This window comes from Acinetobacter sp. TWP2-2-3, from assembly GCF_049896445.1.
Taxonomy (GTDB): domain Bacteria; phylum Pseudomonadota; class Gammaproteobacteria; order Pseudomonadales; family Moraxellaceae; genus Acinetobacter.
Map to the genome: position 1 here is coordinate 97,669 of NZ_JAFCUI010000002.1, position 11,782 is coordinate 109,450.

Sequence of the window (11,782 nt, forward strand, 5' to 3'; positions counted from 1 at the left end):
CCATGAACTTCACAATGTCTTTTTCTGAGCTTATGCCTCTAGCACCTGTGATGATCGTGTCGTTAACTGCGATCGTCGTGATGTTGCTGACCGCAATCAAGCGTAACCATAACTTGGTGGCTACCACCACGGTGATTGGTTTAAACCTTGCTGCGTTCTATATCATTTTCGTTTTGTTGGCAGGCGTGTTTGCACCTGCCAACGTGATGAATCTGTTCATCGTAGATCCATTTACGATGCTGTACCAGTTTGTGATCCTGATTGCTGCACTTGCATGTGCAACGCTATCTCACGCGTATATCGAAACCTATAAAGATAACCGTGAAGAGTTATATATCCTGATGCTGACATCCGTTGCGGGTGCCATGCTAATGGTGGCTAGCTCACACTATGCATCATTCTTTATCAGCCTTGAGTTGATGTCGATTCCTGTATATGGCTTGTTGGCATATACACATCAACGTTCTCAATCGCTTGAAGCGGGTGTGAAATATCTGGTGCTTTCAGCAACTGCGTCAGCAATGCTGCTCATGGGTATGGCATATATTTATGCATATACAGGTACTTTAAGTTTCGTGGCTGAACCAGGCAAACTGTTTACTGTATTCAGTCAACCGGCTGTCGTGATTGGTCTGGCATTAATTGTATTTGCAGTAGCATTTAAATTATCGCTGGCACCATTCCACAAATGGACACCAGACGTATATGCTGGTGCACCAGCGCCAATCGCGACTTTCCTTGCGACTGTTGCGAAAGTAGCCATGATTGGTCTGTTTGTTCGTTATGCGTTGTCTTCGGGTCTAATTCTGGCAGACAGCTTCGTCACGATCATCTCAATTATTGCGGTTCTGTCTATCCTTGCAGGTAACTTGCTGGCGGTTCGCCAAGTGAACTTGAAACGTATCTTGGCATACTCTTCAATTGCACACTTTGGTTATTTGCTGGTTGCCATCGTAAGTTCACGTAATACGGATTTCTTACAAGTTCAAGGTTTCGCGACTTTTGAAAGTGTAAACGTCTACGTGATTACCTATGTATTAACCACGATCGGTGCGTTCGGTGTCGTTACGCTGATGTCTAGTCCGTATAACAATACGGATGAAGCGGGTGGCTTGGCTGAATACCGTGGTCTGTTCTGGCGCCGTCCAGTCTTGACTGCTGTATTGACGGTGATGATGCTGTCTCTTGCAGGTATTCCTTTAACTGCCGGCTTTATCGGTAAGTTCCTGGTGATTAAAACTGCGGTTGCAGGCGAAGCCTGGTTCCTGACTGCGATGGTTATCTTGGGTTCTGGTATCGGTCTATACTACTACCTGCGCGTAATGGTTGTGCTTTACATGACACCACCTGAAACACCACGTTTAGATGCGGTGAATCATTGGGGTCAAAAAGTGGGCGGTATCATGGTACTTCTTGCTGCGCTTGCGGTACTTGTGATCGGTGTCTACCCAGATCCAGTAATTGCAGTATCTAAATATGCATTCTTTGCCATGTCACCTGAATTGCAACAGTTCATTTTCACTTTGGTTCAAAGTGGTTTTAACTAATATCTGCAAAGATTGACGTTATTACAAAAAAGCCTCCATGATTGGGGGCTTTTTTATTTATACAAATCAATAAAAGCCTTTATAATAGCGGAAATTTATCTTTAACCTTTTAGGTGTTCTCCCGTGGCAATCCATGAAATCCGTCATCCACTCATTCGACATAAGCTTGGTTTACTCCGTCGTGCAGATATCAGTACCAAGAATTTCCGTGAGTTAGCTCAAGAAGTGACCATGCTTCTAACTTATGAAGCAACTAAAGACCTGCCAATGGTTGAACATGACATTGATGGCTGGAATGGTGCTGTTACAGTTGACCGTATTGCGGGTAAAAAAATCACGGTTGTGCCAATTCTACGTGCCGGTATTGGCATGCTCGACGGTTTCCTGAACCTGATTCCAAGTGCAAAAGTATCGGTACTTGGTTTAGAGCGTGATGAAGAAACTCTGGAAGCACGTACCTATTATAAAAAACTGGTTCCAGACGTACAAAACCGTATCGCGATGATCATTGATCCAATGTTGGCGACAGGTTCTTCTTTAGTGGCTGCAATTGATGTACTGAAAGCCAGCGGCTGTAAAGACATTCGTGTGATGGTTCTGGTTGCTGCACCAGAAGGCATTAAGCGCGTAGAAGCTACGCATCCGGATGTCGTGATTTTTACGGCTTCTATCGATAATGGTTTAAATGAAAATGGTTATATCGTTCCAGGTCTTGGCGATGCTGGCGATAAAATCTTTGGTTCAGTTCAAAAAGACTAATTTTTGAATATGATGAAAAAAGGGGCTACTACAGCCTCTTTTTTATATAATGTAGACAGGGCATTTTCAGGATAGGACAATAGCATGAAAGATGAATTGTATCAGGGCAAAATCAAACAGTATGATCCTGCCAAAGGTTTCGGTTTTATTGGCTGCGCTGAGGGAGATGTATTCTTCCATATTTCAGACTTCCCTGCGGCAGAAGGCGAGCCAAAACGTAATGAACGCGTGAAATTTAATGTTGTTGAAAATGGCGATAAGTACAAAGCGATCAAGATTGAACGTGTCGAAGACAACTCAAAGAAAGCTAAAAAAACCAAAGTGGCAACACACAATAAATCAATTACATCGGCATTGTTAAATAACTTCCGTGGTTAATGGATTATTCTCATAATTAATCTTTTTTAATCACATTTAAAAAGAGGCTTTCGAGCCTCTTTTTTTATAGCACCACCGCTTACATATTTAAAGAGACAGATAACACATAAAAAATCCACCGAACAGCAACAATGCTGAACATTTCCTTGGGCTTAGAATACAAATTAAATGAAGTCTATAGAGAAAAGTGTCATGTTTAGGGATGGAAAAATTAAAACTTACGATTCCGAACGTGGTATGGGTACTTTGGAGTTGATAGGAGAAGCTCAAGATTTAAGTTTCAAGTTACAGGATTTACCTTCGCCTGAAATTGAGCCACAAATTGGAGATCGGCTTAAATTTAGAATCATTCCCCAACAAGGCAGCATGACATTAGACAACATGGTACGTCTAGATATTAAAGTGCAGGATGAATTTGTGCCAGAAGTCGTCGCCTTGCAATCCTTGGCACCCACAGTCGCTGTTCCTGTACGTAATTCACTTTTCTTTAGTCCGACCCTTTGGTTGGCAATGGCATCAGCTGTTGGGTTTATGATTTTTGGTGAAGTATAAATAAAAAAGAAATTTTAATTTTTTACTTTTAACTAGGGATCTATTCTTCCGCTATAAGATGCACATCTAGTTTTTGTGTTTCTGCTTTAGAGAATTTTACAAAAGATTTTCATTCTCTTTTTGATTACAATGATAAAAAATATTAAAGATAAGAGCGAATTATGTTTCAAGAGGGGAAAATCAAAACCTATAATGAAGATCGTGGTTTTGGTTTTATTCAGATCGAAGGGCAATCCAAAGATTTATTTTTCCATGTCAAAGACTTTCCCAATAAAAATATTCCGCCAAAAATGGGGGAAAAATTAAAGTTTTTGATTGTGGAAGATAATGGAAAGTTTAAGGCAAACCATATTGTTCGCTTGGATATTAAGCAAGAAGTTCCTGTTACACAAAACAATGATCTACATAGAGATATTGAAACCAGAGCTTCTCTACGTTATGAAAAGAAAAAATCATCAACTACATCAAAAATAATCACACTATCAGGACTGGTGATTATGGTGATTCTTGCTGTTCTTGTTTATAACAAATACCAAAGCTACCAAATTCGAAAACAGCAAAAGCTGGAAAGACTGATGGTAGAGCAGCAACGAATTGTCGCTGAGCAACGAGCAGCGCAAGGTGATCTACCTATGCAAGGATTATCTGAGCAGGGCAGGAAGAACCTGGAAAATCGCGGCACTGAGTTAAGAAGCCAAAGTAACCCCGTTAATCCGAAAACTTCAGAAACGGCTGCACCATCTGTATCTCAATTTAAATGCGATGGTCGAGAACACTGTAGTCAGATGGGTTCTTATGAGGAAGCATTATTTTTCATTCGTAACTGTCCAAATACTAAAATGGATGGTGACGGCGATGGGATACCATGTGAAAGTCAGTTTTGATGAATCCTAAAAAAGCACCTGAAGGTGCTTCTAATATTTTAGCTTTCACAAAAATTCATAAAGGCTCTCAGACCTGGACCCTGATATTTCTGGCGATGTACCAGCATGAACAGCGGACGAGTCAGCGACCAGAATGGTGTATCCAGAATTACCAGTTGACCTTTTTCACGTAAAGGCTCAATCGCAAGTTTGGAAATGCAGGACATACCAATTCCGCCCGCTACAATTTTTAAAATCGCTTCATTATGACCGAGTGTTAGACGGATATTGGCATCTGGTACATCTTTCAAGATGGTATTGTCAAACACCTCACGGGTACCTGAACCTTCTTCACGCAAAATCCATTCTACAGATTTGAAATCTTCAGCGGTTAGTTCACGGTTCAATTGCGCAAGAGGGTGGTCTGGCGCACAGCACACAGCCAGCTCATCATCACGCCAATGGATACATTGGAGCTGTGGCAAATGACATGAACCTTCAATTAAGGCAAGATCCAGCTGGAACTGATTCACCGCTTCAATCATTTGACGGGTATTACCGACTTGAAGCTGTAAATGTGCTTGCGGCTTGATTTTCAAGAAATCGGCCATCAGGTCAGGAATCAGGTAATCTGAAATCGTCAGGGTTGCACCCAAACGTAAATCGATACTTTGAAGCTCACCTTTAGCGACTTGTTCAAAAGATTCACAACGACCTAAAATTTCCAGGGCTTGAGGGAGAAGAAAGCGCCCTAGGTCATTTAGCTGTAAACGTTTGCCTAGACGGTCAAATAGTGGAGCACCCAGACCATCTTCCAGATCTGCTAAAGCCATACTAGCCGCACTTTGTGTAAGCTTGACGGCATCGCTAGCCTTCGTTACGGTACCCTCTTGTGCCACTGCTACAAAAACAGCCAATTGGCGTAAAGTCATGCGCATGAGTAGAGCCTTAACATTTAAAAAATATTAATAAATTATGTTGCCATGCTACCATGAGCATAGTCTTTCATGCCACGTTGAAATCATGTCAATTGAAAAATTTACCCGAGAAAAAGTTTTATCTGTACACCGTTGGACCAATACATTATTTAGTTTTACGATGACACGCCCAGCACATTTCAAATTCACGGCAGGGCAGTTTGCGCGTATTGGTTTACAAGTGGGGGATGAACTGGTGGTTCGTGCCTATTCGGTAGTGTCATCTCCTTTTGATGAAACTCTGGAGTTTTTCTCGATTGTCGTTCCAGAAGGTAAATTTACTTCCAATTTACAGCACCTCAAAGTCGGGGATGTGCTGCATCTGGAAAAAATTCCTTATGGTTATCTGACTCTGGCACGTTATCAATTGCCTTTGCCTAAAGACTTGTGGTTACTGGGTACCGGCACAGGGCTGGCACCGTTTATTTGTATGTTGCAAGACTTTGAAACCTGGAGCAAATACGAAAAAATCAATCTGGTTTATAGTGTGCGCACCCGGGCAGAACTCGCTTATGTAGACCGGATTCAGGAAATCGCCGAGACCTTTGGTGAAGGACATACCGGTTTTAAGTTTATCCCGATTATTACCCGTGAGCCTGATGCACCTTTGCACGACCGTTTACCGATTTTGATTGCCAATGGTGAGCTGGAAAAGGCAGCAGGTATCGCGTTTAATCCGGAAACGACGCATGTCATGCTTTGTGGTAACCCGGATATGGTCGATGATACCAAAGAAGCTTTAAAAGCCCGTGGCCTGACCATGAACCGCCGTGGTGAAGGCAATATTGCAGTCGAGAATTACTGGTAAGGTTGAAGGATTTATGAGCAAAACCCCCTGCTTGAAGGCAATGCGGTTCCTTTAACAGGAGCGGCATTGTGATCTAAGGGATAACGGTTTTTTAACATTTTGACTCTCCGAAGCCTTGTAGGCCTCTCTAAAACAAACTACCTATCCCTGTCTAAGTTCCGACAGCCCAGCCGGATAATGCTCTTGTCCCCAGTGCTGATCGGTCTGGTGAAATAGCCACTCCACAGAATCTGCACCAAGATGTTTACGTGTATTGGTTAGACTAATGCGCGTCAGCAAGTCATAAGAGGCTAACCACTGAGTGCAAATATTGAGTCTTCTTGCTGCTTCATGGATGAGGACATCACGGAAAATCGCCATTCCAAGAACCAGCCAAAGTACCTGATCCGCAGGCAAGCACCGCCTGCGAATAGTCGCGGGACTGCTCAACCTAAGTGTGGACTTGACCCACTCAACGGGGATATTGTGAATAAAAGTACTCAGATTCGAGAGCTTAAACAGATTGTTAAGATCTAAAATATCCTGCTGAAATACCATAAAAAAATCCGATGCCAAACCTGACATCGGATTCTCTAATGAATTCCAAAATGATTCAAATGCTTAAGTAAACAGCATTGCCCATTGCGGAGGTTTTTTCGATTCAAGCTTAATGCACAAACATATCCATTGATTCACGGATTTCCTGAATGGCGGTTTCGACATCGGGACTGAGCCAGGTCGGTTCAAAAAATCCGGCATAGTGCTCAATACGGTCTGCAGGCACCACCAGGCGCACTGGACAGTCTTCTTCCAGTAAACGCCACGGAATAATCGGCACTTCATTATCCAACCATGCCGTTACATCTCGAATATCGATAATCATCGCATTGACACAGTCCGGAAAAGGCATCACGGAAAATTCTTCGGTACGACGGCGGAAATATTCCAGATCCTGCCAGCGCAGCAGGAAGCTTGGCTTGCTGAATTCAATAATTCCAATCAGATGCTGATCACGGCTGTAGTGCAGCATGCATTGATGTGTGACGTCAGTATCAAGATCAAGCGATACACTTTGTTGACGATACGCCATATAACTCGGGTGTATAAATGAGAAGGTGGATAATTATAACGCATTTCATCGCTGAAAGGCAGCGTCTCAACTGTCTTCACTAAAGCCTGCGGAACTGGTATGGCTTATGCATATTTTCAGGGAACAACGATAAAAACAACGAGGTTGCTATGTCAGAGTCAAAAAGTGTGATTGATACCAGTGTGACTGAAACAGCAGTACAAGAAGATTATTTTGCCTTGCGCCAGCTCAAGAAAGGCGCCGTAGGTTGGCTGCTTCTCGTCGGTCTGGGGGTCGCGTATGTGATTTCCGGTGACTTCGCTGGCTGGAATTTTGGTTTGGCACAGGGGGGGGGAGGCATGTTTATTGCGACCATTGTGGTGGCATTGCGTGGACCAGCAGACCGTGGAAGCGCGTGCCTACGCTGTAGCGCGTAAGTTTAATCCCTTGCTGGTCAATACTGTAGTCGGCTTTATCGGGCCGGAATATCTGTATAACGGCAAACAAATTATCCGGGCCGGGCTGGAAGATCATTTCTGTGGCAAGCTGCTCGGTGTACCAATGGGCTGTGATATTTGCTACACCAACCATGCCGACGCCGATCAGGATGATATGGATATACTGCTGACCTTGCTCGCCAATGCCGGCCTGAATTTTATCATGGGGATTCCCGGTTCAGATGATGTGATGCTGAATTATCAGACGACATCCTTTCATGATGCTCTTTATATTCGACAGCTATTAGGACTGAAACCGGCACCTGAATTTGACCATTGGCTACAACAGCAAGGCATTTTGGCGCAACAGTCCAATCAGCTGTACTGGCCGACCGAATTGCCGAAGCAATTTTCACGTCTGATCTTGTCTTGAAGAAGTGCTATGAAACTGATTGCCGATGTAAAATTTGAGTCCCAATTACAGGATAATCCTTGGCAGAAGTTAAAAGCTTTTACCGATGCACGGATTGCCTTAGGTCGAACTGGGGGTAGCTTGCCGACTCGACCAAGTCTGGAATTTCAGTTGGCACATGCGCAAGCTAAAGATGCGGTACTGAAGCCACTTGATGTTGAATTCTTAAAATCTGGCTTAGCTAAAACGGGACTGCCTATTCTGGAAATTGAAAGCCAGGCGGTAGAGAAAGATCTTTATCTTAAACGTCCCGATCTTGGGCGTGTGCTTTCAGAACAGTCCAAAACGATATTGCAGCAATACCGGGCCGAACATCAGCAACATTGGGATGTAGCCATTGTGCTGGGAGATGGACTATCAGCACGTGCCATTGAGGAAAATAGCCTGCATTTTATTCCGGCCTTGCTAGAGGCATGCAAAGAACAAGGCTGGCAGATTGCCCCCTTAGTGATTGCCCGTGGCAGTCGTGTGGCACTGGGTGATGAATTGGCAGAAATTTTACAGGCGAAAATGCTGGTCATGCTAATTGGCGAACGGCCGGGTTTGAGCTCACCCGATAGTATGGGAATTTATTACACTTATAATGCTTTTAAAGGGTGTCATGATGCCTTGCGCAACTGTATTTCCAATGTCCGTTCTGCGGGCTTGGCCTATCCACTAGCTATCCAGCGACTGGTCGCATTGATGCGTAAATCCTGTGAGTTACAGCTTTCAGGGGTGCAGTTGAAAGATGAACACGAAACCCCAGTCGATATGCAACATAGTCCAGCCAAACGGCTATTTTAAAGTAGCATCTAGCAGAGAATTCTGATGGATTAGTGACTTACATCCCGTCACCATCTCACCATGTTTTGTCACAGAAGCCCTATTCACAGCTTGTTATTCTAAAAATCTACTTATGAATAACAAAGAGTGAGGATGGTTATGGTCGATGATTTCAATAAAAAACCACCTTTAAATCATCAGGCAGACGTGACGCAGAAAAAGCGTATCCCTGTTTATATCTTGATTTTGGTCGGTATTTTTTTACTCGCACTACTGTTCTATATGTTTGCTGACATGAATCCAGATGCGAATGATGCTCCTGCAGGACATCCAAATCCGAATGTACAGCCTGCTACCCCAAATAATTCAACTCCAGTCGGTGAGCCTACACAAGGCACCGCCACCATGAATGATGGAACGGAAGCTACAGCAACCGTGGGTGATGGCACAGAAGCAACAGCAACTGCGACTGATGGACAGGCGACTCAATAACTGAAAATACCTGAAAAGCTCTAGTGAACCACTGGGGCTTTTTTGCAATGGATGGTGATGTTTTAAGGTAGTGCCATCTACCTGGCTTGAGCCTGAAAACATCAAATCTAATATGAATCCGGAAAAAGAAGGGGCTGATTGTTTCAGGGAGATGCCCCCGATTTCAGATAAATAGCTTAATAACAAAGAGGGTAGAACAACATGAATGATTATATGAGAAGCCCGCGTGGTGGCTTCGATGCCATGTACTATTGGGATCAGTTCCATCCCATTCTTAGTGCAATTGCCATATTAGTAATTGGCTGGATCATTGCGTTACTGGTCTCGGCAGGCGTTAAAAAGCTCTTGCAAAAACTGGGCACCAATACACATTTAAATACGGCGACAGGTCATCACTCCAATGTGGAGAGCATTATCGCCCGCGTCGTGTTCTGGATTATTCTGATTATTGCCGTGATTGGTGCGCTGAACGTGCTCAATCTTACCAGTGTCAGCGGTCCATTCAGTAATATGATCCAGCAGTTCCTGTTATTTATCCCGCAGTTACTAGGTGCAATTGCAGTCGGATTCATAGGTTGGATTGTGGCCAATCTGGTGAAGATAGGGCTACAAAAACTGCTAGACCGAACGCAACTCGATGAAAAACTCAGTGCTGAAGTCGGTGTCAGTCCGATTAGTAAAAACATCAGTGAAATTGCTTACTGGTTAATTTTATTACTGTTCTTGCCAATCGTGCTGTCTATTCTGGGTCTCAACGGTCTGCTGTTACCAGTTCAAAATATGCTGACCGATGTTGTTAGTTACTTACCAAACATCTTCATTGCTGCAGTCATCATTTTTGTCGGTTATATTCTGGCGAAAATTGTGCGCGGTATTGTTGAAGGACTATTAAACAGTCTGAACGTACAGCAACATGCTGAAAAAGTAGGCATCTTCAAAAACTCGAATGTTTCTCAGGTGATTGGTTCATTTATCTTCGCCGTGGTGATCATTACGGCACTGATCATTGCATTTGAAGCATTGGGTATCGAGGCCATTTCTCAGCCTGCTACAGCCATGCTATATGAAATCATGAATGCCATTCCGAATATTATCGCTGCTGCGTTGATTCTGATTCTGGCGTATGTGGTCTCTAAACTGGTAGCACGTCTGGTAGTTGAAGTAGTTGCCGGTACAGGTGTTGATGAAATTCCTGCCAAACTGGATATCCAGCGTTTTTTAGGCACGACTAAACTTTCCAGTGTAGTCGGTTTCCTGATCGTTTTATTCACCATGCTATTTGCGGTATCTGAAGCAGCGAACCGTCTGGGCTTTGAACAGATCAGTGGTCTGATTGCAATGTTCATCTACTTCGGTGCCAATATCCTGCTCGGTGCGGTGATTCTGGTAATCGGTTTCTGGCTGGCAAATATTGTTGCGAATATCGTACAACGTGGTGAATATAACAGCTCACGCTGGTTAGCCAATCTGGTTCGTGTTCTGATCATGGGACTCGTTGTGGCAATGGGTCTGCGTGCCATGGGTATTGCCGATTCAATTGTTAACTTGGCATTTGGTCTAACTTTGGGTGCTGTAGCAGTGGCATTTGCCTTGGCATTTGGTTTGGGTGGTCGTCAACCTGCGGAGCGTGTACTCACAGATTTGATTGATAAAGCCAAACGAGAAGCTAAAGAACCCAATCCAGTCAAAGAAAAAGCTGAGAACAGCATATTTTCTGGATTAGGTAGCAAGACCACAGGTACAAGTGCAGCCGACATGTCAGGTACTACAGGTGCGGCGATGGGTATGAGTTCTACAGATAGCTCAATGAGCCAGTCCTCTGGTGGTTCGCAAACTGCTACGGGTACTAGCGATTCCTCAATCACAACTCCAGGAGCAGGCATCGTGCCAAATCAGGATTCAGACAAGAGTACGCCTATGAGTACGGATTTATCCCATACTACCCCGGCAATCCTTACCACTGCACCACAGGATGATGAGTCATTAGGTATTGATCCTGTCAATCCGGATGCGGATCAGGCCGTACCAGATTCAGTAAAAGTCGATCCGACTCATCCACCAGCCAATAATCCATTTGGTTCAACCGGAGAAAAAGAGCCAGATGTCGATATTGACCGTTCAACTCAGAAAAAAGATGACCTGAAATAACCTTTTATTTTTAAGCAAAATCGACCACGCTCATGTGGTCGATTTTGTTCAGTCATAAGGAAAAATGAATGAATACCAAGAAACCTAACAAAGTTCTGGCGCCTTTAGTCATTGCAGGAATTACGATTGGCTTTTTTACCGCTGCCTATCGATTTATTTTTGTAAAGAGCAAGCAGGACGAGCAGTCTGAGCGGGAGCTGGATAAGAAAATACCAGAGGCAGACGAATTTAACTGAGAAGTCAATCCTGCTCAGTCGCTAGGAATAGAATTTATTTTTTAAAAAATATAGAATATTCAAGTGAATACTAAAATGATTTTGGTATTTTTCTTGCATTAAAAATATAAAGAAAAGGAGATCAACAATATGTGGAAAGCACTGCAACATAAATTCATGGCATCTTCAGCAGATGACTTACCGCTATGTCTGCGAGAAGCTCAAAAAATGCAGCTGGCGATTGACCGTCTAACCAATACGGCCAATCTTAACCTGTTTAAAACAGATTATCTGGAATGAGTTAAGTAGCAATCCAGATTA

Annotated in this window: 13 protein-coding genes and 3 pseudogenes; 13 read left to right on the forward strand and 3 right to left on the reverse strand. The window is 43.5% G+C overall.

The window, feature by feature from the left end:
- The first annotated feature begins 2 nt into the window (after positions 1–2).
- The 5 genes from nuoN to ACP7AK_RS03845 all read left to right on the forward strand — a co-directional run bounded on the left by nuoN (position 3) and on the right by ACP7AK_RS03845 (position 4,120).
- The gene (gene nuoN / locus ACP7AK_RS03825; RefSeq protein ID WP_425878687.1) at positions 3–1,547 is read left to right on the forward strand and encodes an NADH-quinone oxidoreductase subunit NuoN; all 1,545 of its coding nucleotides are present in this window, start codon (positions 3–5) and stop codon (positions 1,545–1,547) included.
- A gap of 123 nt (positions 1,548–1,670) precedes the next feature.
- Positions 1,671–2,306 (forward strand): uracil phosphoribosyltransferase, encoded by a 636-nt coding sequence (gene upp / locus ACP7AK_RS03830; RefSeq protein WP_004280765.1) that lies wholly within the window; start codon positions 1,671–1,673, stop codon positions 2,304–2,306.
- Positions 2,307–2,390: 84 nt separating this feature from the next.
- Positions 2,391–2,684: a cold shock domain-containing protein gene (locus ACP7AK_RS03835; protein WP_004732065.1), complete on the forward strand. Its 294-nt coding sequence runs from the start codon at positions 2,391–2,393 to the stop codon at positions 2,682–2,684.
- A 192-nt stretch (positions 2,685–2,876) separates the two neighbouring features.
- Positions 2,877–3,236 (forward strand): hypothetical protein, encoded by a 360-nt coding sequence (locus ACP7AK_RS03840; protein ID WP_425878690.1) that lies wholly within the window; start codon positions 2,877–2,879, stop codon positions 3,234–3,236.
- Between the two features lie 161 nt (positions 3,237–3,397).
- The gene (locus ACP7AK_RS03845; protein WP_425878692.1) at positions 3,398–4,120 is read left to right on the forward strand and encodes a cold shock domain-containing protein; all 723 of its coding nucleotides are present in this window, start codon (positions 3,398–3,400) and stop codon (positions 4,118–4,120) included.
- Positions 4,121–4,158: 38 nt separating this feature from the next.
- On the opposite strand, the gene gigC is transcribed toward ACP7AK_RS03845, so the two are convergent.
- Positions 4,159–5,037: a LysR family transcriptional regulator GigC gene (gigC, locus tag ACP7AK_RS03850; protein ID WP_425878694.1), complete on the reverse strand. Its 879-nt coding sequence runs from the start codon at positions 5,035–5,037 to the stop codon at positions 4,159–4,161.
- An 85-nt stretch (positions 5,038–5,122) separates the two neighbouring features.
- Here gigC and ACP7AK_RS03855 point away from each other — a divergent pair, with 85 nt between their 5' ends.
- Entirely contained in the window at positions 5,123–5,884 is a 762-nt protein-coding gene (locus ACP7AK_RS03855) for a ferredoxin--NADP reductase (RefSeq protein ID WP_180180497.1), read from the forward strand.
- Positions 5,885–6,058: 174 nt separating this feature from the next.
- On the opposite strand, the pseudogene ACP7AK_RS03860 reads toward ACP7AK_RS03855, so the two are convergent.
- A pseudogene (locus ACP7AK_RS03860) lies at positions 6,059–6,421 on the reverse strand (transposase domain-containing protein); the annotation flags it as partial.
- A gap of 109 nt (positions 6,422–6,530) precedes the next feature.
- Positions 6,531–6,953 (reverse strand): hypothetical protein, encoded by a 423-nt coding sequence (locus ACP7AK_RS03865; protein ID WP_005247880.1) that lies wholly within the window; start codon positions 6,951–6,953, stop codon positions 6,531–6,533.
- Between the two features lie 149 nt (positions 6,954–7,102).
- Between ACP7AK_RS03865 and ACP7AK_RS03870 the strand changes: the two are divergent.
- The 7 genes and pseudogenes from ACP7AK_RS03870 to ACP7AK_RS03900 all read left to right on the forward strand — a co-directional run.
- Positions 7,103–7,318, forward strand: a pseudogene (locus ACP7AK_RS03870) (ethanolamine permease); the annotation flags it as partial.
- Positions 7,317–7,802: pseudogene (gene eutB / locus ACP7AK_RS03875) on the forward strand (ethanolamine ammonia-lyase subunit EutB); the annotation flags it as partial. The pseudogenes ACP7AK_RS03870 and eutB, both read left to right, overlap by 2 nt.
- 9 nt (positions 7,803–7,811) lie before the next feature.
- Positions 7,812–8,627 carry an ethanolamine ammonia-lyase subunit EutC gene (gene eutC, locus ACP7AK_RS03880; RefSeq protein ID WP_005247876.1) on the forward strand — a complete coding sequence of 272 codons (816 nt, stop codon included), beginning with the start codon at positions 7,812–7,814 and terminating at the stop codon, positions 8,625–8,627.
- 138 nt (positions 8,628–8,765) lie between these two features.
- Positions 8,766–9,098 (forward strand): hypothetical protein, encoded by a 333-nt coding sequence (locus ACP7AK_RS03885; protein ID WP_005106219.1) that lies wholly within the window; start codon positions 8,766–8,768, stop codon positions 9,096–9,098.
- 201 nt (positions 9,099–9,299) lie between these two features.
- The gene (locus tag ACP7AK_RS03890) at positions 9,300–11,246 is read left to right on the forward strand and encodes a mechanosensitive ion channel (protein ID WP_005247875.1); all 1,947 of its coding nucleotides are present in this window, start codon (positions 9,300–9,302) and stop codon (positions 11,244–11,246) included.
- A gap of 68 nt (positions 11,247–11,314) precedes the next feature.
- Positions 11,315–11,482: a hypothetical protein gene (locus ACP7AK_RS03895; RefSeq protein WP_005106221.1), complete on the forward strand. Its 168-nt coding sequence runs from the start codon at positions 11,315–11,317 to the stop codon at positions 11,480–11,482.
- Between the two features lie 129 nt (positions 11,483–11,611).
- Positions 11,612–11,761: a hypothetical protein gene (locus ACP7AK_RS03900; protein WP_005247874.1), complete on the forward strand. Its 150-nt coding sequence runs from the start codon at positions 11,612–11,614 to the stop codon at positions 11,759–11,761.
- Positions 11,762–11,782: the final 21 nt, after the last annotated feature.